The sequence below is a fragment of the Klugiella xanthotipulae genome (genome assembly GCF_006716695.1).
GTDB lineage: Bacteria > Actinomycetota > Actinomycetes > Actinomycetales > Microbacteriaceae > Klugiella > Klugiella xanthotipulae.
Map to the genome: position 1 here is coordinate 323,893 of NZ_VFPN01000003.1, position 25,329 is coordinate 349,221.

Annotated in this window: 25 protein-coding genes; 17 read left to right on the top strand and 8 right to left on the bottom strand. The window is 62.2% G+C overall.

Annotated features, from left to right (window positions below; all coding sequences use genetic code 11):
* Positions 1–84: 84 nt before the first annotated feature.
* On the bottom strand, positions 85–717 hold the full coding sequence (locus tag FB466_RS10930; RefSeq protein WP_141918434.1) for a TetR/AcrR family transcriptional regulator: 633 nt from the start codon (positions 715–717) through the stop codon (positions 85–87).
* Between the two features lie 177 nt (positions 718–894).
* Between FB466_RS10930 and FB466_RS10935 the strand changes: the two genes are divergently transcribed.
* Genes FB466_RS10935 through FB466_RS10995 form a run of 13 tightly spaced genes read left to right on the top strand, consistent with a single transcriptional unit; the run spans position 895 to position 13,641 of the window.
* Entirely contained in the window at positions 895–2,469 is a 1,575-nt protein-coding gene (locus FB466_RS10935) for an ABC transporter substrate-binding protein (RefSeq protein ID WP_246054636.1), read from the top strand.
* The gene (locus FB466_RS10940; protein ID WP_246054637.1) at positions 2,466–3,467 is read left to right on the top strand and encodes an ABC transporter permease; all 1,002 of its coding nucleotides are present in this window, start codon (positions 2,466–2,468) and stop codon (positions 3,465–3,467) included. The genes FB466_RS10935 and FB466_RS10940 overlap by 4 nt, the downstream gene beginning before the upstream one ends.
* Complete coding sequence (locus tag FB466_RS10945; protein ID WP_141918436.1) at positions 3,464–4,348, top strand: ABC transporter permease; 885 nt, start codon at positions 3,464–3,466, stop codon at positions 4,346–4,348. The genes FB466_RS10940 and FB466_RS10945 overlap by 4 nt, the downstream gene beginning before the upstream one ends.
* On the top strand, positions 4,329–5,951 hold the full coding sequence (locus tag FB466_RS10950; protein ID WP_141918437.1) for an ATP-binding cassette domain-containing protein: 1,623 nt from the start codon (positions 4,329–4,331) through the stop codon (positions 5,949–5,951). The genes FB466_RS10945 and FB466_RS10950 overlap by 20 nt, the downstream gene beginning before the upstream one ends.
* A 47-nt stretch (positions 5,952–5,998) precedes the next feature.
* A complete protein-coding gene (gene fmt, locus FB466_RS10955) occupies positions 5,999–6,925 on the top strand; it encodes a methionyl-tRNA formyltransferase (RefSeq protein WP_141918438.1) in 927 nt (308 codons plus the stop codon).
* Positions 6,922–8,397: an RsmB/NOP family class I SAM-dependent RNA methyltransferase gene (locus FB466_RS10960; RefSeq protein WP_141918439.1), complete on the top strand. Its 1,476-nt coding sequence runs from the start codon at positions 6,922–6,924 to the stop codon at positions 8,395–8,397. Before fmt ends, FB466_RS10960 begins: the two co-directional genes overlap by 4 nt.
* 31 nt (positions 8,398–8,428) lie before the next feature.
* Positions 8,429–9,115 (top strand): ribulose-phosphate 3-epimerase, encoded by a 687-nt coding sequence (rpe, locus tag FB466_RS10965; RefSeq protein ID WP_141918440.1) that lies wholly within the window; start codon positions 8,429–8,431, stop codon positions 9,113–9,115.
* Complete coding sequence (locus FB466_RS10970) at positions 9,112–9,375, top strand: phosphoribosyl-ATP diphosphatase (protein ID WP_141918441.1); 264 nt, start codon at positions 9,112–9,114, stop codon at positions 9,373–9,375. The genes rpe and FB466_RS10970 overlap by 4 nt, the downstream gene beginning before the upstream one ends.
* A 45-nt stretch (positions 9,376–9,420) precedes the next feature.
* Positions 9,421–10,260, top strand: a complete 840-nt coding sequence (gene hisG / locus FB466_RS10975; RefSeq protein WP_141918442.1) for an ATP phosphoribosyltransferase — start codon at positions 9,421–9,423, stop codon at positions 10,258–10,260.
* 42 nt (positions 10,261–10,302) lie between these two features.
* A complete protein-coding gene (gene hisF / locus FB466_RS10980) occupies positions 10,303–11,064 on the top strand; it encodes an imidazole glycerol phosphate synthase subunit HisF (protein WP_141918443.1) in 762 nt (253 codons plus the stop codon).
* Entirely contained in the window at positions 11,064–11,471 is a 408-nt protein-coding gene (gene hisI, locus FB466_RS10985; RefSeq protein ID WP_141918444.1) for a phosphoribosyl-AMP cyclohydrolase, read from the top strand. The genes hisF and hisI overlap by 1 nt, the downstream gene beginning before the upstream one ends.
* A complete protein-coding gene (locus FB466_RS10990) occupies positions 11,471–13,015 on the top strand; it encodes an anthranilate synthase component I (protein ID WP_141918445.1) in 1,545 nt (514 codons plus the stop codon). The genes hisI and FB466_RS10990 overlap by 1 nt, the downstream gene beginning before the upstream one ends.
* Entirely contained in the window at positions 13,012–13,641 is a 630-nt protein-coding gene (locus tag FB466_RS10995) for a Trp biosynthesis-associated membrane protein (protein WP_141918446.1), read from the top strand. Before FB466_RS10990 ends, FB466_RS10995 begins: the two co-directional genes overlap by 4 nt.
* A gap of 545 nt (positions 13,642–14,186) precedes the next feature.
* Here FB466_RS10995 and FB466_RS11000 read toward each other — a convergent pair.
* Positions 14,187–14,378, bottom strand: coding sequence for a hypothetical protein (locus FB466_RS11000; protein WP_141918447.1), 192 nt, complete (start codon positions 14,376–14,378; stop codon positions 14,187–14,189).
* An 85-nt stretch (positions 14,379–14,463) separates the two neighbouring features.
* Here FB466_RS11000 and FB466_RS11005 point away from each other — a divergent pair, with 85 nt between their 5' ends.
* Positions 14,464–15,771 carry a hypothetical protein gene (locus tag FB466_RS11005; protein ID WP_141918448.1) on the top strand — a complete coding sequence of 436 codons (1,308 nt, stop codon included), beginning with the start codon at positions 14,464–14,466 and terminating at the stop codon, positions 15,769–15,771.
* A gap of 367 nt (positions 15,772–16,138) precedes the next feature.
* On the opposite strand, the gene FB466_RS11010 is transcribed toward FB466_RS11005, so the two are convergent.
* From FB466_RS11010 to FB466_RS11020, 3 genes are all read right to left on the bottom strand, one after another.
* Positions 16,139–16,489, bottom strand: a complete 351-nt coding sequence (locus tag FB466_RS11010; RefSeq protein WP_141918449.1) for a hypothetical protein — start codon at positions 16,487–16,489, stop codon at positions 16,139–16,141.
* A gap of 88 nt (positions 16,490–16,577) precedes the next feature.
* On the bottom strand, positions 16,578–17,852 hold the full coding sequence (locus FB466_RS11015) for a tetratricopeptide repeat protein (protein WP_141918450.1): 1,275 nt from the start codon (positions 17,850–17,852) through the stop codon (positions 16,578–16,580).
* Positions 17,849–19,060 (bottom strand): ATP-binding protein, encoded by a 1,212-nt coding sequence (locus FB466_RS11020; RefSeq protein WP_141918451.1) that lies wholly within the window; start codon positions 19,058–19,060, stop codon positions 17,849–17,851. The genes FB466_RS11015 and FB466_RS11020 overlap by 4 nt, the downstream gene beginning before the upstream one ends.
* A gap of 372 nt (positions 19,061–19,432) precedes the next feature.
* Between FB466_RS11020 and FB466_RS11025 the strand changes: the two genes are divergently transcribed.
* The 3 genes from FB466_RS11025 to FB466_RS11035 are packed head-to-tail and all read left to right on the top strand — an operon-like array spanning position 19,433 to position 23,245.
* Entirely contained in the window at positions 19,433–19,657 is a 225-nt protein-coding gene (locus FB466_RS11025; RefSeq protein ID WP_141918452.1) for a hypothetical protein, read from the top strand.
* 12 nt (positions 19,658–19,669) lie between these two features.
* Positions 19,670–20,113, top strand: a complete 444-nt coding sequence (locus FB466_RS11030; RefSeq protein ID WP_141918453.1) for an alpha/beta hydrolase fold domain-containing protein — start codon at positions 19,670–19,672, stop codon at positions 20,111–20,113.
* Between the two features lie 60 nt (positions 20,114–20,173).
* Complete coding sequence (locus tag FB466_RS11035; RefSeq protein WP_141918454.1) at positions 20,174–23,245, top strand: Tn3 family transposase; 3,072 nt, start codon at positions 20,174–20,176, stop codon at positions 23,243–23,245.
* A gap of 9 nt (positions 23,246–23,254) precedes the next feature.
* Here the strand turns inward: FB466_RS11035 and FB466_RS11040 are convergent, their stop codons facing one another.
* Genes FB466_RS11040 through FB466_RS11050 form a run of 3 tightly spaced genes read right to left on the bottom strand, consistent with a single transcriptional unit; the run spans position 23,255 to position 25,103 of the window.
* Positions 23,255–23,737: a hypothetical protein gene (locus FB466_RS11040; protein ID WP_141918455.1), complete on the bottom strand. Its 483-nt coding sequence runs from the start codon at positions 23,735–23,737 to the stop codon at positions 23,255–23,257.
* Entirely contained in the window at positions 23,734–24,693 is a 960-nt protein-coding gene (locus FB466_RS11045; RefSeq protein ID WP_141918456.1) for a caspase family protein, read from the bottom strand. Before FB466_RS11045 ends, FB466_RS11040 begins: the two co-directional genes overlap by 4 nt.
* Positions 24,690–25,103, bottom strand: coding sequence for a TIR domain-containing protein (locus FB466_RS11050; RefSeq protein WP_141918457.1), 414 nt, complete (start codon positions 25,101–25,103; stop codon positions 24,690–24,692). Before FB466_RS11050 ends, FB466_RS11045 begins: the two co-directional genes overlap by 4 nt.
* Between the last annotated feature and the right edge of the window lie 226 nt (positions 25,104–25,329).

Consider the following 25,329-nt stretch of genomic DNA (forward strand, 5'->3'; position numbering starts at 1 on the left):
CTTTATGCGGCACCGCGTCCGTGGGGCAGAGTTCACCCCGGGTGCCTGAGTATGTGATCGAATCAGCTTAGCCTGATCGGAGGGCTAGTTCTCCCCGTTGAAGCCACGGATGAACGAAGCCATTGCGGATTCCACGTAGGGAACGAGTGAGCCACGCGAGCTCCCGGCTGTTGCCCACGTCTGGGCGGCGGCTACGAGCGCACTGATTGCCGAGTAAGCCATGAGCCGCGGAGTAAGGTCGTCTGCGGCGGGACCGAGCCGAGTCGCGGCGAAAGCGCGCAGAATTTCTGTGTAGGAAATCAGCCGGGTCAGGGCCGAAGCCTGTAGCTCGTGTACGCTGCCGATAATGGGGTACTGGGTAAGAATCCACGGTACTTTTCTGGGGCCAAAGTCTTGCGCTACCGCGGTGAGTGCTTCGCTGATTGCGTGCATGACGGGCGCTTCAGGGGAGGTGGCTGCAAGGTGAGCGCTGAGGTGGGCGAGGCTATCATCCACGTGCACCCAGAAGACGTCGCCTTTGGCTGTGAAATAGTTGAAGAAAGTGCCTCGACTGACGCCCGCCCGCTGGGTGATGTGGTCAATCGTCGTCCCAGCGTAGCCCTTTTCGATAAAAAGCTCACAGGCGGCGTCCTCCAGAACGTCACGACTCGACACGCGAGGGCGACCTCGACGGACCTGAGTGGTAGCCTCGGGGTCAGCTTCGGGTGTGGGTGACATATGCGCTCCGAGTATCTTGTTGTACTGAATATATTTACGGATATAGTTGTGGTACAGCCACGGGATCACTGTCGTCGGGCATCACTCTATATTCCCCCTACTCAATCACCTAAGAATACCTTCGGAGGACCAGTGTCTGCTCTGTCTCATCGGATCGTTCGTATCGGAGCGGCGTGCGTGGTTATATCCCTCGCCCTGGGTGGCTGTGCGAGTGGTGAAACCTCGGACGGCGAGCAGAGCCTCACATTTGCCATTGAGGGTGCCAATATCTCAGATGGTCACCTCGACATCCACAAGACCCAAATTGATGCATCGGCCATGGTGTTGCGGAACGTCTTTGACTCGCTTGTTGATCTGGATGCTCAGGGCAATCCGGTTCCGTGGCTCGCTCAGTCATGGACGGTCGCCGAGGATGGTCTGACCTACACCTTCCACCTGCGTAACGACGTCACCTTTCAGGACGGGGAGCCCTTCAACGCCGCCGCTGTTCAGGCAAACTTTGACCACGTTGTTGCTCCAGAGACAGAGTCGGCCCAAGCTCTCAGCCTTCTGGGTGGTGATCTCTATGCTGGCACGGATATCGTTGATGATTACACGGTTAATGTGCGGTTCACCGCCCCGTTTGCCCCTTTCCTCCAGAACGCTAGCTCAACCCTGCTCGGCTTCTACTCACCCGTTGTGTTGGAAACACACGCGGATGAATTGGCCGCAGGTGGCCCCGGCATCACCGTGGGCTCTGGCCCGTTTGAGCTCACCGATTTTACGCCGGGGCAGCAGCTGGTGATGGAGAAGTTTACAGACTATAACTGGCCATCGGAGGCTGCGAGCCACTCCGGTCCTGCACTTCTTGATCGGCTCGTGATCACGATTTTGCCCGAGAGTGCGGTGCGTATCGGCGCGCTCACGAGCGGAGAGGCCGACGTGGCAACTGACCTGCCGCCGTCATCCGTGAAAGACCTGGGCTCTGAGGTGGCCGTGACCTCCATCGATCTGCCCGGCCTCCCATATTCCCTTTACCTCAACGACGGATTTGGGGTGTTTCGTGACGTGAAGGTACGTCAAGCTTTTCGGCAGGGGATGGACATTGACTCGGCAGTCAAGACTGTCTTCTCGGGTCAGTATGATCGAGCCTGGTCCATCCTGGGGCCGACGACCCCTAACGCCTACGATGCGTCTCTTGAGGGAACCTGGCAGTACGACCGTAAGAAGGCCAACGCGCTGCTTGATGAAGCGGGATGGACCGTGCGTGATACGGAGGGATACCGCACCAAGGAAGGGAAACGATTGAGCGCTACGTGGACTGCCTACACTCCCGTCTCGGAGGAGAATCAGAGCCTGGCGAACGCGTTCCAGGAAGACCTGAAAGCCATTGGTTTTGAGCTCGTGCGGGAGAATCTAGAACCCGCGCAGTATATGGAGAAATATACCCCCAGGGCCTTTGACCTGACAGACTGGGCCTTTTCCGGAGTGGACCCCGATCTCCTCCGCAACCACCTGCACAGTGATGGCTACCAGACGGTCTCCACCGTGTCTAGACCCGACATCGACGCCCTACTTGACGGGGCAGCCGCGAGCACGGACCCGACACAGCGAGCCGATCTCTATCGTCAGGTACAGCAATGGAATAATGATTTTGTGTCCATCGTCCCTATTTACGTTCCCTCCGCCATCACCGCGGCGGGCCTGCACGTGCGAGGGCTTGCCTATGATCTCTACGGTCGCCCCCTCTTCTACGGTGTGTCCGTGACGTGACACCGATCTCGCCACGATCAAATCGCAGCCGCCAGGTACACGTTATCGCCCGCGCCGTTCTCCTCCGACTCGGTGGGCTCGTTGTCGTGCTGTGGGGAACGGTCACACTCGCTTTTTTTGCGCTCAAGCTAGTTCGTGGTAATCCCGTTGACATCATGCTGGGTACGCACGGTCAGATAGCCCCCTCCCGACGCGCCGAGATTGAGAGCGACTGGGGCCTTGATCTCTCGTGGGGCGAGCAGTACATCCGCTACGTGGTCCGAGTGCTGTCGGGCGACCTGGGTACCAGCTACCAGCTACGCAAGCCGGTTGCTCAGATTATTGGCGACCAGCTCGTACCCACCCTTCAGCTGTCCGCGACCGCGCTGCTCATCGCAACCCTATTGGTGTCGTTGGGGGCGCTGTTGGGTCGTCGTCGCTGGATGCGTCGCGTCCTGGGTACTGTGGAACTGGTTGCCGTCTCCGCACCGATCTTCTGGACAGCGCTCCTCCTGCTCACGGTTTTTTCGTTCGCGCTGGGGTGGTTTCCCGTTTCGGGTTCCCGCGGACTCAACTCGCTGGTGCTACCGGCCGTCACGATCGCGATTCCCGTGAGTGCCATGGTGGGCCAGATGCTACGTCAGGGTATCGAGCGGGCCGAAGCTGAGCCTTTTATCGAGACCGTTCGGGCACGCGGGGTCGGCCCAGGCCGTCTTCTCACGCACCACACCCTGAGGCACGCTGCCAACAACACGCTGACACTGGGTGCCTACATCGCCGGGTCTCTCGTGGGTGGCGCGGTCCTGGTCGAGACGATATTCGGCCGATCCGGGCTGGGTCGAGTGATGCTCACAGCCATTCTAGGGCGGGACATCCCGGTTGTCCTGGGTGCCATCCTTGTGATTGCACTCGTTTTCGTTGTGGTGAACACGGCGGTTGATGTGCTCAGCGCGGTGATTGACCCGCGGTTATCCGGCTCGTTTGTGGGAGCATCGCTCGTCGTGGCAGGGGAGAGATGAGAAGTAAGAGCGTGCCGTGGGGCATCAATCCCTCTGTTCTTCTCGCCGCACCTTTCCTGGCTCTGGTTATTGTGGCGGCTCTCTGGCCGAGCCTCCTCGCGACCGCTGACCCCTTGGCGACGAGCCTGCCTGAGGCGCTTCAACCGCCCAGTAGCGAACACTTTTGGGGCACCGATCAGACGGGTCGTGACGTGTGGAGCCGTGTGGTCTTTGGCACTCGCTTCTCACTCGTGGTGGGGTGCGGATCGGCATTCGGTGCCGCCCTGATCGGAGGGGCGATGGGTATTAGCCTGGGACTGGCACCACGCTGGATTGACGGGATCCTGCTTCGAGCTGTCGAGGTGCTCATGGCCTTTCCCGATTTCCTTATAGCCCTCATCGTGTTGGCAGTGTTGGGATCGGGCCCCAAGAATGTGGCTATTGCGGTGCTGATTGGTGCCGTTCCCGCCTACATTCGCGTAGCCAGGGCTGAGACACTGACTCGGCTGCAGACAGGATTTGTACAAGCAAGCACTCTCCTGGGTCGCAACCGATGGCATGTTGCTCTGCATCACATTGTGCCCACTACGGTACGGTCCCTCCTGGTGCTGGCCACCATCGGTGTGGGTACGGGGATTGTGACGGCTGCGGGCCTCAGCTTTCTCGGGCTTGGCACCCAGGAGCCTGCTCCAGATTGGGGTTTAATGCTCGCGGGCAGTCGCAACAAGCTGAGCCAGGCCTGGTGGCTTGCGCTTTTTCCCGGTCTGGCGATCATCGGAACAGTCCTTTCGGTGTCCGTCCTGAGTCGGGCGGTGCAGGGACGACAGGATTTTCGGGGCCACCTTCGTGTGTCTTCGCGTCGAAGCAGGGGGTGGCTGCATCGTGACGAACTATCTCGATAATCCTGGTAGTGAGGGCTTAGTCGCCCGAGTACGCGGGCTCCGGATCCGATCACAACACGCCGAGATCATCCGCGGTGTCTCCTTTGATGTCGCCCCGGGTCGGTGCGTGGCCATTGTGGGGGAGTCGGGCTCGGGAAAAACCCAGATCACCCGTAGTCTGATTGGACTCTCCGGGGCGGGGCTGTCGGTCGAGGCCGACGAACTGATGCTCGGAGGCCGGGATATCCGACGACTGGGTGAAGAAGAGTGGCGGCGATTGCGGGGACGTAGCGTGGGGTTGGTCAGCCAGGATGCCCTGCTCTCCCTCGACCCACTCCGCCGTGCTCACAAGGAGGTTGCCGAACCGCTCGTGGTTCATCCCGTTGCCCGCGGCGATGTCTCCATCGTCCGAGCCGTGGACGATTTGCTTCGCCGAGTTCACCTTCCCGACCCGGCTATTCAGGGTCACGCCTACCCCCATCAGCTTTCGGGCGGAATGCGTCAGCGGGTGCTGATTGCTCAGGGAATTGCCGCGGCACCGCGGCTACTGATCGCGGATGAGCCAACAACCGCCCTTGACAGTACCGTGCAGACACATATTCTTGCGCTTCTGCGGGAACTCGTCGAGGGCGGAATGGGACTATTGCTCGTCAGTCACAATCTCGGTCTGGTCCGGCATATCGCTGATGACCTACTCGTGCTGCATGCCGGTGAGGTGGTAGAACGGGGCCATCCCGCGGTCCTTCTGGCGAAGCCTCAGCATCCCCACACACGACAGCTTGTCGCCGCCATTCCCCGCGCCTCTGCTCCCGTGTTGACCGAGACCGTGGCCGAACCGCGCCTGATTGTGGATGGTGTTTCAAAGACCTACCAGAGGGGCGGGGCCGAACCCGTGCACGCGGTGAGGAGAGTGAGCTGTGTCGTGCATCCGGGCACAACGCTCGGGGTCGTGGGGGAGTCGGGGTCCGGTAAGAGCACGCTGAGCCGCCTCATCATGGGAGTGGAGCCACCCGATCAGGGCACGGTTACATGCGATGGCACGCTCTGGAGCGGGATCAGCGAGCGGCATCGGCAAAAACTGCGGGGTCGTATCCAACTCATCCACCAGGATCCCTACTCGGCGCTTAACCCCGAACGCACGGTTGGCTGGTCTGTCTCGGAGGCGCTGCGTATCCCTCGCCGCGAGCGGAGCGTCCGGGTAGCGGAGCTCATGACCCGAGTTGGGCTTGATCCCGGCCTGGCAAGGCACCGACCCGGTGAACTGTCCGGTGGTCAGCGTCAGCGTGTGGCAATTGCCCGCGCGCTCGCGACCGACCCGAGCATCCTGGTGTGTGATGAGGCGGTCAGTGCCCTGGACATGTCGGTTCAGGCAGATATTGTCGCACTATTACGTTCTCTCCAAGCGGTATCGGGCTTAGCTATCGTTTTCATTTCGCACGATCTGAACGTTGTGCGCGAGATGAGTCACCGCCTCATTGTGATGCATCGAGGCGAGGTTGTTGAGGAGGGTCTCACTGAGACGGTCTTAGGCCACCCGCGGCATCCGTTCACGCGCGAACTGCTTGCCTCTGCAGCCCATCTCGCTGATGCGGCGGCCGGGGGCCAGAGCAGACCGGTAAACTGAACGACCGGGCGAGACCGTTAAGCTCATGAAGACAGGAAAATTGCCAGATGAGGATAGTTTTTGCGGGTACGCCTGGGGTGGCTGAGCCCACACTCCGTGCGCTCCACGCCGCGGGCCACACAATTGTGGCCGTCCTGACGCGTGAGGATGCACCACGGGGGAGGAAACGTGTAATGACCCCCTCGAGGGTTGCTCTCGTTGCCGAAGAGTTGGGTCTGTCGGTGGTCAAATCCAATCGCCTCGGTCCCGAGGTGACCGAGCAACTCCTGGCCTACGAGCCTGAGGTTGGTGTGATCGTGGCCTACGGCGGCCTCCTCCGGGAGCCCCTGCTCAGCGGGCCGACACACGGCTGGATCAATCTACATTTTTCGCTGTTGCCAGCCTGGCGCGGTGCGGCACCGGTACAGCGCTCGCTCATGGCGGGTGATAGCGTCGGCGGTGTTACCGTGTTTCGATTGGTTGCCGAGTTGGACGCCGGTGAAATCCTGGTGCAGGACACCGAGGTTATCAATCCGAATGCTACGGCAGGTGATGTGCTCGCTCACTTCGCCGTCGCGGGGGCTGACACCGTGCTTCGGGCGCTGAGCGGCCTGAACGAGGGGACCCTTGTCCCCGAGATGCAGAAGGGTGACAGCTCCTACGCCCACAAGCTTACGCTCGATGACGCTCGCCTCGACTGGCAGGAGCCTGCCGAACGGGTGTACAACCGCTACCGCGGAGTTACTCCCGAGCCCGGGGCCTTCACCGTGGTGGGGGGGCAGCGTCTGAAGGTTGCCGCGTTATTACCCCTCGATAAAGCGATAGCCGCGGTGAATGTTCCCCCGGGGCATATCATCCTGCACGACGGACAGCTAATAGTGGGCACGGGAACGACCCCTCTGGTGCTGCTCCACGTTCAACCGGCGGGTAAACGCGAGATGGCAGCAACCGACTGGTTTCGGGGGCTTCGAGAAGAAACGGTGGTAACAGAGTGAGTACAGAACGTGACGGCGGCGGAGGGGCCCACGGATCGAGCCATCGGCGTAACTCTTCCCGCGGCGGTGCCACCCGTCAGAACCCCAGAGACCGCAACGCTCCACAGGCGGCCAGTCCACGGCTTGTGGCCTACCAGGTACTCGCGGAGGTTCGGGATGCGGATGCCTATGCCAACCTGGTTCTTCCCCATCGTCTGCGAGACTCAGGACTGTCAGCCGCCGACCGGGCTCTGACCACCGAGCTTGTTTATGGAACCCTGCGGATGCAGGGCTACTACGACCAGATTATCCAGATCGCAGCCGGCCGCTCGGTTGACAATATTGACCCGGTCGCCCTCGTGATTCTCCGCCTGGGTGCCCATCAGCTTCTCGGAATGCGCATCCCGAGCCACGCCGCCGTCTTCGAGACCGTGAGCCTACAGAAAATTGTGGGTCGTGAATCGGCTGTTGGCTTTGTCAACGGTGTGTTGCGGGCCCTTGGCCGCCGGTCGCCCGAGGAGTGGCTGGCCGAGGTGCGTGAGAGCGCCGGTTCTGAAGACGCTGTTCTTGCCGCGGTGTATTCGCATCCCGAGTGGATTGTGCGCGCGTTTCGAGCGTCACTTCGGGTGGAGGGCCGAGCAGGGGAGCTGGAACAGCTACTCGCCGCCGACAACGAGGCCCCGCGAGTGACCCTCGCTCGCCTTCCTGGTGGCCCACACAGTGAAGAGCTTCCGGACCGTGCCTACGAGGGCGATGTATCACCGCTCTCAGCAGTGCTCGACGGCGGCGATCCCGGTGAAATTACGGCGCGCAGTAACGGCTGGATCCGGGTGCAGGATCAGGGTTCCCAGTTAGCTGCATTAATTGTGAGCCGCGTTCGCCCGATTAAGGAGGGGGAGGTCTGGCTTGATCTCTGTGCTGGCCCCGGTGGCAAGAGCGCGGTGCTGGGTGCCGAGGCGCGTCTGGGCGGTGCCCGGGTAGTTGCCAATGAGGTTGTCCCCTCTCGGGCTGATCTGGTGTGGCGTTCAGTGGCCGCCGTGCGCGATACGGTTGAGGTCGTCTCAGGGGACGGCCGCGACATCACCGAGGCTTACCCGGAGGGGTTTGATCGCATTCTCCTTGACGCCCCGTGCACGGGCTTGGGCGCTCTGCGCCGTCGCCCCGAAGCTCGCTGGCGCAAGCAGCCGGGTGATGTGCCCGAACTTACACGACTTCAGGAGGAACTCATGGAGGCGGCGATTGCTGCCCTGCGCCCCGGGGGAATCCTCGCCTACGTCACCTGTTCTCCGCACCGCGCCGAAACCCGAATGGTTGTCTCAACGGCTCTGCGCAAGCACTCGGATCTGCGGGAGATCTCGGCACGCGAGGTGGCCAGCCAGATCGCCCCCCACCCGCTCCAGACGGCGGGTGATGATCTTTCGCTCCAGCTGTGGCCCCATCGAAATGAAACAGATGCCATGTTTGTGGCGCTACTGGTACGTGATGGAGTGTAGGCAATTTTCTCGACAGCCCTAGGATGTTGATGTGAGCCAACGAATTAACCCCAGTATTTTATCGGCTGATTTTGCGAACCTGCAGAGTGAGCTTGACAGCATTCGGTCCGCCGACCTCGTTCACGTGGATGTGATGGACAACCATTTTGTCCCCAACCTCACGATGGGTCTTCCGGTTGTCCAGCGCCTCCAGGAGGTCTCACCCCTGCCGCTTGACGTCCATCTGATGATTGAGGATCCTGAGCGGTGGGCTCCCGGCTACGCGGAGGTCGGCGCATACTCGGTAACGTTCCACGCGGAGGCTTCCACTGACCCGGTTACTCTTGCCCGCGGCTTGCGCGACATTGGTGCGCGGGCCAGCCTGGCGGTGAAGCCGGGTACGCCGATTGAGCCCTATCTAGAGATCCTGCACGAGTTCGACCAGGTACTCGTAATGACGGTTGAACCGGGGTTTGGTGGCCAGGCTTTTATGGCCGAGACACTGCCTAAGCTGTTGCTGCTGGATGCTGAACGGCGCAGGCACGGGCTCGATGTGTGGCTTCAGGTTGATGGTGGTGTGACGGTCGAGACCATTGGAGTTGCAGCCACGGCTGGGGCTGATACTTTCGTGGCTGGTTCAAGCGTTTTTAACGGGGTTCCCGCTGATCGCATCGCCGAGTTACGCGCCGCAGCGCAGCAGCACACGGCGAGCCACCGAGACGATACCCTTAGCAGGTGAAAACTTTCGACGACCTGTTCCGTGAACTCACCGCTAAGGCGCTGACGCGCCCGGAGGGTTCTGACACCGTTGCCCGTTTAGATGCCGGTGTGCATCAGATCGGTAAGAAGATCGTCGAGGAGGCTGCCGAAGTCTGGATGGCTGCCGAGTACGAGGGCAACGATGCCACAGCCGAGGAAATCTCGCAGTTGCTCTACCATCTCCAAGTGCTCATGATCGCAAAAGGCCTGACAACCGAAGACATTTACCGCTATCTCTAACCCCCGTTAGGTAACGGTCCACACGCTAAACGAAAGAGCACGTATATGTTGCGCATTGCGGTTCCCAATAAGGGTTCGCTATCCGAGACCGCCAGCCAAATGCTTGCCGAAGCCGGGTATTCCCTGCGCCGGGATCCCAAGCAACTGGTCTTTACTGACCACCAAAACGAGGTGGAATTTTTCTATCTTCGCCCGCGTGACATCGCAACTTATGTGGGTTCGGGTGCCCTGCACGTCGGCATCACGGGCCGCGATCTGTTGCTCGACTCTGGCTCAATCGCCCACGAAGTTTCGAGTCTCGACTTTGCTCGCTCCACCTTCCGTTTCGCCGCCCCGGTGGGTGAGTACACCGAGATTAGCCAGCTTCAGGGCCTCCGAATAGCAACGAGCTACCCCGCTCTGGTTGACACGTTTCTGCGCGAACGTGGCGTCACTGCCCATCTGGTACCGCTCGACGGTGCGGTGGAGTCCGCGGTTCGGCTTGGTGTTGCGGACGCCATTGCCGACGTTGTTGAGACGGGGGCCACACTCAGAGCTGCCGGTCTGGAGGTTTTTGGCCCGGTCATCCTAGAATCCAGTGCAGTCCTCATCAGCGCACCCGAGGAACAGCCCGGTTTACGGACCCTCATGCGTCGCCTGCACGGGGTTCTTGTTGCCCGTCAATACGTGATCATGGACTACGATTTGCCCGTTGCCCACCTGGACGAAGCCGTCACTATTGCCCCGGGCATTGAGTCACCAACGGTTTCACCATTACGCGACCCTGAGTGGGTGGCCGTTCGGGTCATGATTCCTCGCGCGTCAGCCAACCAGATGATGGATGCGCTGTATGCCCTTGGCGCTAGGGCACTTCTCGTCACGGCTATTCATGCGGCCCGGTTGTAACCAGTACGAGAACACCACCCGCGTCACCAAAGGAGCATCATCATGTCACTCGCTGTTCGAGTCATTCCCTGTCTTGACGTGGCCGGCGGCCGTGTGGTTAAAGGAGTCAACTTCCTCAACCTGCGTGATGCGGGTGATCCCGTTGAGCTCGCAGCACGATACTACGAGCAAGGTGCCGACGAGCTCACATTCTTGGATGTCACCGCCACGGTTGACGACCACTCAACCACATACGATGTTGTCCGCCGCACCGCAGAGCAGGTTTTTATCCCGCTCACGGTAGGAGGCGGGGTCCGCACGGTAGACGATGTTGCCCGTCTTCTCGCGAGCGGGGCAGACAAGGTCGGCATCAATAGCGCCGCGCTCGCCCGGCCCGAGTTGATCGGTGAGATTGCTGATCGCTTCGGAGAGCAGGTCATTGTCCTGTCACTCGATGTTAAGCGTTCCGACGCCGTACCGTCAGGATTCGTCGTGACCACCCACGGCGGTAAGCGAGACACCACCCGCGACGCTATTGCCTGGGCGACCGAGGCTGTTGAGCGCGGTGCTGGTGAGCTGCTTGTCAACTCGATTGACGCCGACGGAACCCTCGCTGGCTTTGATATCGATCTCATTTCTGCCGTGGGGGCTGCGAGCAGCGCACCCGTGATTGCTTCGGGTGGCGCGGGTCGGCTTGAGCACTTTGCGCCCGCAATTGCTGCAGGCGCTGATGCTGTCCTGGCAGCATCCGTTTTTCACGATGGAACTTTCACGATTGGCCAGGTCAAGGACGCGCTTAGCCGAGCGGGAGAGGTGGTCCGCTAGTGTCCAATGACGCCGCGTCATCGAAGCCTGAGGGGCTCAGCAATCTCCGCGATCAGGTCATTTTTAATTCTGATGGGTTGATTCCAGCGATTGTCCAGCAGTGGGACTCAGGAGAGGTCCTCATGATGGCCTGGATGAACGCCGAAGCTCTCGACCGCACCCTTACGGAGGGTCGGGTAACTTTCTGGTCCCGCTCTCGGTCTGAACTCTGGCGTAAAGGTGACACCTCCGGTCACCACCAATACGTGCATGATGTGGCTACGGACTGTGACGGTGACACGCTTCTGGTCAGGGTGGAGCAGGTTGGTGCGGCCTGCCATACAGGAACCCGCACCTGTTTCACGGGACGCTCACTTGGGGCTGTTCCGGGTCATCACGATTGGACCGAGAAGAAAGAGCACAGCTAATGCTTGGCGTTTCCCAGCACTCCACTGATCGCCGCGAGTTTGACTCGCTACGTGAGACGCAGCGGGTCGTCCCGGTTTCCCGGGTAATTTTTGCCGACAGTGACTCACCCGTATCCATCTATCGCAAGGTGGCCGCTGGGGCACCGGGCACATTTCTCCTCGAATCCGCAGAGCAGGGCGGCATCTGGACCCGATTCAGCTTCATCGGGGCAGGATCGTTTGGCGTACTGACGCAGGTCGGAGACCGTGCCGCCTGGCAAGCGTATGGTCTCGCCGAAGAGCGGCTGGTGGCCACTCCCATGAGTGAGATGAGCCCCTTGGACGCTGTTGACGCGGTCGTGACAAAGTGGACGTCTCCCGTCGCCCCTGGATCGCCGCCCCTGACAGGCGGTCTCGTAGGTTTTATCGGCTGGGAAGCGATCCGTCAGTTGGAGAACCTGCCCGAGCACCCGCCGGCCGACTACGTCGTCCCTGGGCAGGCACTGAGCTTTGTCTCGGAGCTCATCGTCATTGACCATCGCGAGGGTACGCTCACGCTTATCGCCAATGTTCTCAATGATGAGAGAGATACCCCGGACGCAATGTGGGCGGATGCCCAGGGGCGCCTGAACGCACTCCAGGCCCGTCTTGCCGCCCCCGTGGAGTCTCCGCTGGTCACGGCGGATTTTTCGGCCGTTCCGACACCGCGCCATCGCAGCGGGAGTGCCGACTTTCTCGCATCCGTCTCGACGGCGCAGCAGCATATTCACGACGGAGACATCTTCCAGGTGGTGCTGTCGCAGCGCTTTGATTTGGAGTGTGCAGCCGATCCGCTCGATGTGTATCGGGTGCTGCGTCATCTCAACCCGAGCCCGTATCTCTATCTCTTGAACCTTGAATCGGCTGAAACTGGTCCATACTCGATTGTGGGTTCCAGTCCAGAGGCCCTGGTTACGGTGCATAACGGACACGTTATTACCCACCCTATTGCCGGCTCGAAACCTCGCGGCTCTACCGTTGAGGAGGATCTCGCCTGGGAACGGGAACTGCGCGCCGACGATAAGGAACGAGCGGAGCACCTCATGCTTGTTGATCTCGCGCGCAACGATCTTCTACGCGTCTGTGAGGCCTCAAGCGTTGACGTCACCGAGTTTATGCGTATCGAACGTTTTAGTCATATCATGCACATTGTCTCGACGGTCGAGGGTGAGTTACGCCCAGAGAACAGTCTCGTTGATGTCTTTCGCGCCACGTTTCCAGCAGGTACGCTCTCTGGCGCACCGAAACCGCGTGCGCTGGAAATTATTGATAGCTTAGAACCCGCTCAGCGTGGCGTATATGGCGGAGTGGTGGGGTATTTTGGCCTCAGCGGGTCGGCAGACCTCGCGATCGCTATTCGTACCGCCACGATTGTCAGGGGAACCGCGCACGTGCAGGCTGGCGGCGGAATTGTTGCTGACTCCGTTCCCCAGTCGGAGTTTGAGGAATCACAAAATAAGGCAGCAGCCCCTCTCCGAGCGGTCGCGATTGCTAACACCTTCCGTCCTCTAGAGGGCACCCCGTGACCCGCGAACGGGTTCCCAGCCCACAGCTGAAGCGCTACGCGATTCTCGGCGTTCTGGTCGCGAGCGGCTTGGTGTTCCTGGCGTGGAGTCAACCCTGGTTCACTCTCACTCTCAGGGATGCCGCGGGAGTGGACGACCCTATCCAGATATCCGGCCAGCAAGCCGCAGCCAGTCTGAGCGCTTTCGCACTGTGTGGTCTGGCGTTGGGTGGTGCCCTGTCAATCTCCGGCCTTGTCTTTCGATACGTGTTGGGCGTCCTACAAATCCTTCTCGGTATCTGCATCCTTGTGGCAACAACAGCGGCGCTGGGCGATCCGACAAGCGGGGCGGGAGCGGTCATCACCGAGCAGACGGGTCTGGCGGGGTCAGAGTCGCTGCGCACACTGGTGGAGAGTGTCGCGGTATCGGTCTGGCCATGGCTGGGCTGTGTGGTGGCTGGCCTCGTGGTTTTGAGCGGGATGGGAGTACTCGTCACCTCCGCCCGGTGGCCTCGGTCCTCATCGCGCTATCAGACGGTCGTGATTGAAGCGTCAGGTCCCGGGGTGGATGTTGATGCGTCTGAGCCGGAGGATCGGATTTCCGAATGGGACCGAATGAGTCGGGGAGTGGATCCTACGGAAAACTAAGGCCGAGTGGATGCCTAGGTGTGATGTCCAGGGAGGTTGGTTGACCGTGTGATTGGCGACTTGTCTCCGATAGCGGTATTAGGGTCTGTGACGATTGTATTCGTGGAGCCACGCTGCTAGCCCGATGAGGCGTGCTGATTCGCCGGCATAGAAGCGTTTGAATGTCCAGCCCTCGCCCCGTGGTGCGATGGAATCGTTCGGTCTTGCCGTTTATTTGTAGCCTGTAGGAGTGGGGCTTCTTGACCGTGATCTCCGGGGTGTGGCAGGCGTCGCTCATGCGTGGAGTTTATCGGTGGAGCCAGTGAAGCTGGTAGCCTGACTTTCCCCGCGATCCCATCGCTCCCAGGCTCTGCTTCCACCGTCAATGAACGATTTTGCCCACCAACCGGCGAGGTTTTCGTTGGGGATTGATGCGGGCGAGAGGAACGGTCCGGCATATGGGCCCTGGTTTCAGTCTTTGTGTCAGTAACACCACTGTGAACCGGAGGCCCTCACCTATTCGTCAACGACTGCAGTGGTTCAATCAATGTCCCTGGACAGTAGAACTAGCCCGCATCTTCCCGGCGCACAGCGGGAACATCAACCTCTTCGAAGCCATCGAGGCCGATATTGAAGGCGAAATCGCCCAGTTCGGCCCGACCGGGTACCGACCCCTGCAGGTAGGTAACACCCCGTTCTGTGAGCAGAGCGGCGTACATCAAGCCGTTCGCTAACAGCAAGTTCGCTACCTGCGACATCCACACTGCTACACTGCATTACCACCCCGAGTGGCGGGGGCAGCCAATTGCGCCATGAATCGACGACGACACTGGAGAACTGGTCATGACCGACGACCCCATCGAGGCCGCTCTCGCCCGGCATGTCGGGCCTGCTACGGCTGCCGACTTCACCGCCAAGGTGTCGCGCTACGTGAACTATCCGAACCTCATCAAAGGTATCGCCAAGATGCCGGCGGCCCCTGACCTCGAGGCTGCCGCGCTAGCGCTGATCGACGACTCGAGCATGGCCAGCACCCTCGGTTTGGACTCGTCCCCTGTTCCGGGGATGGACCCCACCCTTGCGAGGTTGGTCGCCGTCTTGAGAGTGGACACGACGACCCTTGCGTTGTTGACACTGGCCGCTCGTGCGGACATCGAGGTGGTGGACCGGGTCGCTGGCAGGCTCGCCCACCTGGACTGGTCCGAGACGCACCTGGCGACGATCCGTCGTAGCGCTGCCAGGCACAGAGCAGCTGGTCGCAGCGCAACAGCCGCGCCCGCTCCGCAGGTGGCGCAGCCGGACGCGCCGCAGCGAATCTCCGAGGTCAAGGCCTGGCTGAGCACGCACGGCGACGGTGACCTAGGTGTGCTGGCGCCGTACGAGAAACAGAAGGCGACGGCTCGCCTTGCCGCCATCCGGGCCCTCGGTCAGATCGCCACACCGCAGGCGCTGGAGGTGCTTGGCCAGTACGCCTGCGAGAGCTATCCCGACAAGGTCCTCGACGAGCTGCACAAGGCCTGGGGGCGGTTCGACCGGCGCGACTTCGCAGCGACGATGTTCCGACAGGCACCGTGGCGCCTCGATCTCGGGTTCGCCTCATCCATCGAGGGCATCGGTGCCGTGAGCGGTTTGACCAGCTTGAAGGTGGGGTTTTGCGGTCCAGCGGACCTGTCGCCGCTGGCCGAGTGCACCGGGTTAACGACACTCTGGGCCGCCGCGCAGGCCGAGCCCGGCCTGCTCAGCGTGGCACCTCTGCTGGGACTGACAGAGCTGACCGAGCTGCATCTGAACGGGACGACACACAACGCCGACCTCACCCAGCTAGCCACTCTCCCGGTACGACGGTTGGAACTCAACCTGGACGGAGAGGACTGTTCGTTCCTGATGGAACTGCCTCGACTCGAACGACTCCTGCTCTCCGGCGCCGTCCCCGGCGAGACGACGAACGACGTCATCGTCGCACTCGTCCGTAAGGGCGTCCAAGTAGTGGTCTCGGGGAACGACACCGAGTGGGTCACCGGTTTGAGAGAGCGCGCCGAGTGGGAGGCAGGCGTCTTCCTCGTCGCCCAGCGCTGGCGGATTGGGTTCGTCAACGACGAGTCGGAGCTAGAGCTGCTGGAGCGGCGCCTGTTCTCGAACATCTTGCTGTGACCAGTGCAGGCCGCGCGTTTCGCGGTCAACCGGCATCGCGGTGCTACGAGTAGTTCTCTGCGACGGCATCGAGGCGTGGATTGGCGCGCACCCACAGTGCACCTTTGGACGCGCCTGGCGGTGCCGAGACTTGTTCGAGGCCGAGAAAGGGTATGAGCACCCTGAGTACAGCCCGTCGTTCCAGATCGTTGACATCGTCAACGGCGTGACCATCGAAGAATGACGTAGTGCCCGTTCGGCGGGTTCATCGTGTCGTCAACATGGCCGCATACTTCCCAGATGCCCATGACCTCAATGGATCGCTTCCGCTTCGGTCTGAACGGCCCGGGCCCGAGCGGTGCCCCGCTCCTCGGGCGAGAACTCCAGATCAGCGGGGTCGCGGAGCCAAGGTCTGAGACCTGCGGCGAGCCGGTTGAGCGCCGTGCATCCCCCCCTTGAGGAACGTGCGCGCGCTCCCGATCAGCCTAGGCCTCTCGTCAATCAGGTATTCCGTGATCGACGAGTCCGGCCCGCTGAAGCGAGTCATGAGGCCTCTACCCGGCTCAATCGTCAACCGCTCGCCGGTCTCCGTCTTCTCGACTGAGTACTCCTGAGCGGCGGCTTCCTTGACAAAGCGTGTGAACTGCCGAAAACCGGTGTCGGGATGGTTGATCGGCAGGACCTCCTCGCGGCCAGTGTCATCGCGAAATGCGAAGAGAGTGGCTGGCGTTTCAGACATGCACACATCCTGTCACCTGAGGTGCCGATATCCAGAGCTGAGGCATCGCCTCCACGTCGTCGAGAACACTTCTGCTCGGTGGGGTGCTCTAGCGCATGCGACCGGCCCGGCCGGGCCGGGGGTCGTGTCCGCCGAAGGCGGCGACGCGGTCCCAGAGCCAGTCGGACAGGCTCGCCGCTATCTCCTGGTCTGCCTCCCGGGTGCCGCGACGATACAACCGCCCGCCGGGGCCCTCGATGAGGTACGCCCCGGCGTCGTCGGTGAAGATTTGTTGGTAGTACTCGCTCTCGTTTTTCCACTGCGGCCAGTCCTGAGGGTGTTGCTCAATCGCCTCGTCCATCTCACCGATCTCAGCGGCGGTCATTAGGCGGAAAGGCCACCCCTGGCCCCACAGTTCGCCGGTACCGGGCACCTGACCATCGTGCCAGGCGATGACCTTATCTTCCCCGCGGCTCTCCCGGGCTTCCTCCCGACTCAACGGTGGACGCAGCGACTGGGCGAGGTCGTCCGGCATCACGGCCTCTAGCGCTAGGAGCGCTTCGTCGACACTGGTGCCGAATGATTTGTCCCGCAGGATGCGCCACGCGATCTCACCTGCGCCAGCACTGCGCAGGTCATCCATCGTCCCGGCACCACTCTCAAGTGGGGCCAACATCGCCTTGGCCACGGACATCGCGGCTTGAGCGAACTCGTCGGTGGGGTCTTCGCGAAGCACGCGTGAGAGAATCTCGGACGCATCCTCAAGGCGGTAACTGTACAAATACGCGTAGGCCAAGGCCGTCGCAATCACCGACTGGGTCGGGTCTGCCTCGATCGCCTGCTCCGCTGCCACGAGGAACCGGTCCGGCGGGACGCCGAAGGCAAGGAAATGTGCAGCACGTAGCCCGAGCGCGGTGGCGTAGTTATCGGGGTCGGTGCGGGCGCACATCTCGACGGCATCATCGATCAACGCCCAGCCAGTCTCAGGATCTATCGGAAAGACCATTGCGGCACCGAGATCAATGAAATCTTCCCAGTCGCTCTCCGGGTCCTCCTGCAGGACCAGCTGTGCCAGTCGCAGGCACTCGACGTAGCGACCTTCGGAGTATTCGAGGTCTCGTAGGTCGCGCAGGGCGTTGAGGTACTGACGGTCGCGCTGCCCGATCAGCTCCTGAAGTAGTTGGCGGGCCTCGTCTTTCTCTCCACATGCCTTTCGATGCCTGGCCAGCAGGATGATCATGCCGGTGAACTCGGGAACGCGAGCAAGGACGCTCTGGGTGAGTTGCGGGATTCTCGGGTGCTTGGGCTGGGCCTCGAACAGCGCCCATGCGAGGTCGCGGTCGTGTTCAATCGCTGCCCGTTCGATGTCGCGCGGCTCGTTCATCGCATGCCGTTCTTCACACGGTAGGCGCGAAGCTGGGCGAAGGTGCCGTCGTCGATGCCGTAGTCGAGCACCGGGGTGATCTGGTCAAACCACGAGGTTGTCGACGGGGTGAGACTGGCCGCCGCATCGAGCAGCGCTTGGGTGGTGACCGGCACGATTGCGCCCGCGCTCATCGATGCGGTCAACGACTGCTGCAACGCGATGGTGGCTACCTGTGAAATGTCAGCGCCGGAGAATCCCTCGGTCGCTGCGGCGACTTTGGTGACGTCGACGCCGTCGGCGGGCTTGCCCTCAAGGTCGCCCTGCAAGATGGCGGCGCGTGCGACCGCGTCCGGCGGCAGCACGAGCACGGTCTTGTCGATGCGTCCTGGACGCCGCAGCGCCGGGTCGATGTCCCACGGCCGGTTGGTGGCCGCCAGGAAGTAGACGCCGTCGTTGTTGCTGGTGACCCCGTCGAGTTCTTCAAGCAGCTGGGTCACGACCATGCGCGTCCACTGCGACCCGCTGCCGGAGGTGCGCCGACCACCGAGGGCGTCGAACTCGTCGAAGAAGATCACGCAAGTCCCCGCGGCGCGCGCGTCTCGGAACACGCTCTGGATCGCCTTCTCGCTGTCCCCGATCCACTTGCTCAGCAGGTCCGCGAGCGTCACGTGGATGAAGGAGGCGCCCAGGTCACCAGCGATCGCCTTGGCGATGAAGGTCTTCCCGCAGCCCGGTGGGCCGTACATCAGCAACGAACCACCAGGCTTCTGGCCGAAGGCAGCGGCGAGTTCCGGGTTACGCAGCGGAGCGAGGAATGTCGAATCCAGATGCTGCTTGACGTCAGCGAGGCCTGCGACGTCAGATAGGGTGACGGTCGGGCGTTCAGCATCCCACAGTGCGGGGTGGTCGAGGTCGTCCTCCTGGTCGAGGTCGTCATCCACCAGATCGTGCGCTGCTGGTGCCACCACCGACGCAGGGTCAGGCTCGACGGGTCCAGGCGGTGCCGACGTCGCCCCACGCAACCGAGTTGCCATCACGCGAGCCCGCAGCAGACCCACGCGCGCCGGATCGCCACCATGCGCCTCGAAGGCCGTCACCTCCTGGGCCGCACGATCTACATCGTGCTGCAGCAGCAGCGTGATGAAGTCCTCTCGCAGCGCCATATTCTGCGGATCATGTGCCACCTCAGCAGCGATCACCTCGAGAAAGTTATCATCCTGCGCCATAAGTCCTCCAAGTCGATGCTCAACGTCGTCAATTCCACCCGCCTCGCACCGATGAGCGGTAACTCGGCCATAGCCGTTGAACGCGACCGCGGCGGTGAGCTGCGCCCACCAAGACGCTGACAAATGGATGATCAGCCAACTCGCGGCCGCCCTCGCATACCTGGTGGCATGTGCACGGCTGTCTAGGATGACCAGACCTCATGGCTTCTCCCGAGTAAGCATACTGGGGACCCGATCTTTTCAGTTCTCAACCGCAGGGGTGAGCGGTTCCTCGTCCTGTGGATGGAACCCGCATCATGTTGGGTACGTCCGGGAAACGATCCTTTCTGGCGCTCCCAGAAGACTCGGATTCAACCCTGCGAGAGTGGAGTCATGCTCAGAATGGTTTGGGGATGGGTCATCGCTGGGATCGGCGCTATCTCGGCGGCTCTGCTGATCATCTGTGGCACTGCGTTGGGAACCTGGATCGATGAACAGCAGGTAGGCGACGTGCCTTCGGTGCTCGGACTCCTGGTCGTCACCGCTCTTTCCGTTATACTCTTCATCGACGGTCTTATCGTGGGGCTGGTTGGTACCGCGCGATCGCGGCGGACGTAGAGGCCTCCCACTATGTCAGAGATAGCGCAACGCGTTCCCGTCCGGTGGTATCGCCCACCAAGCGTTTCAAACGTTCCCCGACCAACTCTCCTCTGGCTGCACGGTGGTGGCTTCTTTCGCGGCGGCCTCGATCAGCCGGAGGCCCACGCAGTCGGCGAGGCGCTCGCGCGACAGGGGATCACCGTCGCGACGGTGGACTATCGTCTTGCGCCGCCTCCGGGGATGCCGTGGGTGAGGTCGTGGGCTGGACGCACCCGAGGAAGGTACCCACTCGCGCTGGATGATGTGCTCGACGCCCACCGGGAGGTAGGTGCTGAGTCGCCGGATGGCGTGGTCCTGGGTGGCGCAAGCGCGGGCGCATGCCTCGCTGCCGCAGCGAATCTCCGTGCGCTCGAAGAGGGGACCGGCGCCGTCGGGGCCGTCCTCGCGTACGGTTTCTTTCAGGGGTCTTGGTAGCAGCGGCGTGAAAACGAGCGTTTAGCCTGGTTGGTGGGTTGTCTGGGTAGGGTGACTGTCATGCCGGTGGAGTTTCTGAGTGATGAGCAGGCTGCGGCTTTCGGACGGTTCGTGGGTGATCCGTCGCGGTCGGAGCTGGAGCGCTTCTTCTTCCTTGATGACGCGGACCTGGCGCTGGTCGGGCGACACCGCGGTGAGCAGAATCGGTTGGGGTTCGCGGTGCAGTTGGGAACGGTGCGGTTCCTGGGCACGTTTCTGGTTGACCCTCTGGAGGTTCCGACGGCGGTGTTGGACTTCGTGGCTGGGCAGCTCGATGTTGTTGATCCGTCGGTGATCAAGGGGTATTCGGAGCGGGAGGCGACTGCGCGTGTGCATGCGCGGGAGATCCGCCGGGTGTATGGGTTCCGTGATCTGGGTGAGGAGCTGGCTAGCGAGCTGAGGGTGTTCGTCGAGGCGCGGGCCTGGACACACGGGGAGGGTCCTCATGCGCTGTTCGACCGGGCGACAGCCTGGCTGCGCCGACGCCGGGTGTTGTTGCCTGGGGTGACGACGTTGGTCCGGGTCGTCCAGCAGTCTCGCGAGGCCGCTCACACCCGTCTGTACGAGCATCTGGCTGATGCAGCGGACTTGGTGGACCCGTCGATGGGGTCGCGGTTGCGCGGGTTGTTGGTGGTGGGTGCTGGGGAGCGAAGTAGTGAGCTGGAGCGGCTTCGTACCTCGCCGACGCGTACGTCGGGCAAGGAGATGGACCGTGCGCTTGCGCGTGTGCAGGCGGTGCGGGCGCTGGGGGCTGGTGCGGTTGACGTCTCTGGCGTGCCGGCGTCGAGGTTGCAGGTCCTGGCCCGGTACGGGCTTAAGGCCAAGTCGCAACGGTTGCGGCGCTTGGCAGAGCCGCGACGTACTGCGACGTTGGTGGCTGCGGTGTGGTCGCTGGAGAGCCGGGCTGTGGATGACGCGCTGGACCTGTTCGATGTGCTGATCACTCGGCGGGTAGTCAATCCGTCGCGGCGGGCGGTCGCTGAGGACCGGGCCAAGCGTATGCCGGAGCTGGAGAAGGCGTCGACGGTGCTGGCGCGGGTGAGTCGGGCACTGGTCGATGTTCTGGACGCCGACGACGAGAACATCGTGCTCGACGTGGAGGCAGTGTGGGCGGCTTTGGAGCAGGTCGCTCCGCGCGAGCAGATCGCGGCTGCGGCAGCGAAGGTCGGCGAGCTGGTTCCTGCCGAGGTGGGTGAGCAGTCTGAGCTACGCGAGCAGATGTCACGTCGGTACCGCACGGTCGCGCCGTTCTTGCCGTTGCTGGGTGCGGCACTGCCCTTGCTGGCTACGGCTGAGGGCGCCGCTGTGCTGGCGGCGGCGCAGGGCTTGGGTGGGATGCGACAGCGGCGGCGGGTGCGTCGCGAGGAGGTGGATACCTCGCTGGTGTCGCCCGGGTGGCAGCGACTGGTCTTCACGGGTGAGGGCGGACAGGACGTCGACCGTGATGCGTGGGTGTTGTGCGTACTTGAGCAGCTGCGCGCGGCGCTGCGCCGCCGCGACGTGTTTGCCGAGCCGTCGGTGCGGTGGGCCGACCCGCGGGCCCAGCTCCTAGAAGGCCCACGCTGGGATGAGGTTCGCACTCAGGCGTTGACCGGTCTGGGCCTGGACATGCCGGTCGATGAGCACCTCGCCGACGTCACCGCGAGCTTGGATGCCGCCTGGCTCACGCTGGCGGACGGGCTGTCGGTCACCGGTGGCCAAGGGCCAGTTCGGGTAGAGATCGGCGAGGACGACCGGGCACGACTGTCAATGGACCGCCTCGACGCGATCGAGGTGCCCGCCTCGTTGCACGAGCTCCGTCGACGGGTCGCCGGCATGTTGCCCGAGGTCGATCTACCTGAGCTGCTGCTTGAAGTGCACGGCTGGACCGGGTTCCTGGACGCCTACACCCACCTGTCCGGCGCCGGGACCAGGGTCAAGGATCTCGCGGTGTCGGTCGCCGCGCTGCTGGTCGCCGAAGCGTGCAACGTCGGCCTGACACCGGTGGTTTCCGAGACCAGCCCCGCCCTGGGCAGGGACCGGCTCGGGCACGTCGACCAGAACTATCTGCGCAGCGAGACTCACGCGGCGGCCAACGCGATCCTGATCGAAGCGCAAGGGGCAATCCCGATCACGCGCTCCTGGGGGGATGGTCTGCTTGTCTCGGTGGACGGTCTGAGGTTCACTGTCCCGGTTCGCACGATCAACGCGGGTCCGAACCCGAAGTACTTCGGTCGTGGGCACGGCCTGACGTGGTTCAACGCGGTCAACGACCAGGTCGCCGGGGTCGGGGCCGTCGTCGTGCCCGGCACGATGCGCGACTCACTGCACGTCCTGGACACGGTGCTCAATCTGGACGGCGGCCCCAAACCCGAGATGATCGCTTCAGATACCGCCTCCTACTCCGACATGGTCTTCGGCATCTTCCGCCTCCTGGGCTACAAGTTCTCCCCGCGCATCGCCGACGTCTCCGACGCCCGCCTGTGGCGGGCAAACCCACCGGGACGGACCCCGAGCGACTACGGTCCCCTGAACGATCTCGCTCGCAACAAGATCGACCTGGACAAGATCCGGCGCCACTGGCCGGAGATGCTTCGCGTGGCCGGCTCCCTTGTCACCGGCGCTGTGCGCGCCTACGACCTCCTGCGCATGCTCGCCCGTGACGGTCGTCCAACCCCGCTCGGGGCGGCCATCATCGAGTACGGGAGAATCGCCAAGACCGAGCATCTACTGACCATGTGCGACCCCGTCGACGAAACCCACCGGCGCAGCATCGGCCACCAACTCACCGTCCATGAGTCCCGCCACAGGCTCGTGCGAGCCATCTTCCACGGCCGCCGCGGACAGATCTACCAGCGCTACCGCGACGACCAGGAAGACCAACTCGGCGCACTCGGACTGGTCGTCAACGCCGTCGTCGTCTGGAACACCACCTACATCGACGCCGCCGTGACTGCGTTGCGTACCGAGGGACGCGAGATCTCCGACGCTGACCTCGCCCGACTCTCCCCGCTCGTGGACACCCACATCAACATGCTCGGCCGCTACGCCTTCACCACCCCACCCTTCAACGGGCTACGGCCCCTACGCGGAACGGATCCGGTCACCCAGTAGATGCTTGATCTACGACGCCGGGTCTCTACGGACTCCTTGCGGCCAAACGACTCGCACCTCAACCCCTAGTTCGCGGGCATAGGCTACGACGTCACCGGTCCCACCTTGTCCGCGGGCAGGTTCACCGTCCCAGACGGCAACCATCAGATCAACGTTCTCGACGATGTACCGGCCTGCCGCGTCATAGGCCTGCTCGCTAGGAGCCGGGTAAGGAAGGCGAGTTGTGTCGACCGCTGAGGCAAACAGCCCGTGGTACTCCTCCAGCTCGCGATCATTGAAGGTGGTGTCGTAATCCGTGCAAGGGACCACCACGTGCAACTGGCCTCCAGTGCGAAGAATTTCGACTGCAAACAACTGGTCGGCTCCGGCCGCGAGACAGCTGTACCCGGTCACTTCCTCGTGCGTACTGAGCACCGCTCGGATACCATCAACGATGAAGTCGAGAGCATCAGCGGGGATGTCCTGATGGCCTGTAATCCCAATACGCGTCATATCCGCCCTTCCTTGACCATATGCCAGTAGTGCTTCCCCAGCGCAGTGAGCCGACACCCTTTCGAGTTCATTGCAGCGTAGTACAAATGATCTTCGTCAACCGGTTCGACAAGCCGGCAAGCCCGGTATTTTTGGAGACCCGCAAAGATGTCTTCATGCGCAAGATCCTCGGGTTCGGCTGTCGGCTCATACGAGGGGTCGAGAGAGTAGTCATCCTCGGGATTGGGAAACCACTCAGTTAGCTTCCGCAGAGTAGGCAATGGGACTCGGGGTTCACACTTGCGGATGTCATGCAGTCGATCAATGTTCGCCTTGAACGTTGGTCGTTGCTCCCAGGCTCCGAACGACTCCGACAGGTAAGCGTAGAGGCCTGAGACGTTCACGTGTCCGAGGACATCTGCGGCACCAGCTTCGAGTGCGCCTTCGAGGTAGGTTGAGAACATGCCTCGCCCCCCGGCCTCTGCGGATGGCTGGTCATCACGGCTTGCAGTCAACACAGTGAGCCCCTTGCGCAAGTTCGCCAGGCCATTGTTCAGGCTCTCGATAGTTCCCGCGCCCCCTGAGAAGCAGCAGTCGAGGATCACCAGAATCTCCGTATGTGGCGCACACTGGCTGATCTTGGCGAGAACTTCAGCGAACGCGACCCCAGGCGTCTGCTCAGTCGCATCCGAGGTCACCAGTGTAACGTCACCGTTGCGCGGCGAACCGTGCCCGGCGAAGTAGAAAAGAGCAAATGCGGGACCACTGGCCAGTAGTTCGTCGAGCCCGCCCAGGAGTTGGTCCCGGGTCACTGGACCATTCGCGTCTCGCGCCGCGAGGAGGCGACACTCGAGGTTCGGGCTGTCATCTTCGTTGCGAGCAAGCAAAGGATGTAGCGAGGAGGCATCATTGACGCACCCAAAAAGCGGACCGACGTCCTGGTAGTAGTCGATTCCGACCAATAGAGCACGTTTCATGCGTTCTTACCCTCACCCATCATCTGGGTGACAGCTGCAGCGATGCCTGCCCAAGTCCAGGCGATGGTTCGGCTCCGCGCAAGCCCTGTCGGAAGCGTCGAACTTGTTCCCGCTCCACCGACGTAGACCCCGAACACGGGGACGTTGTTGGCTTTGGCCATCGCGATCTCTTTAGCGACGCCGGTAGCACTTGCCATGGACTCGCCGACCAAGACGATGCACATGTGCGTCCTGGACATTTTTGTTTCAATAAGAGCTTCCCACTCGTTCTGCGGAAGGTCGCTCTTGCTCGACCAGTCCTCGATCGTGAATGGCGTGGGTGAATCGGTCTTCGCCTGACCGGCGAAAAGGATCTTCTCAACGGCGTTGTTGTCGAAGTCGAAGCTGACGAAAGCGCGGGGGTCGGACATGTGTTCCTCCTGCGGGTCTGTGATGGTGATCACCAACGTACAGGTATCCCCCGACATCCCACCAGTAGCCACCTGGACGTCGATGACCATCAAGGGTGCGTGATCGAACTTCGTGCGTCGTCTCGAAAAAGAGTAGGTTTCCGAGACGCCCGACAGGCCCACGAGCTCGACGACGAGAACCGCGAGATGCTGTCATCGGCGAATGTCTCAGAAAGTCATCTCATGG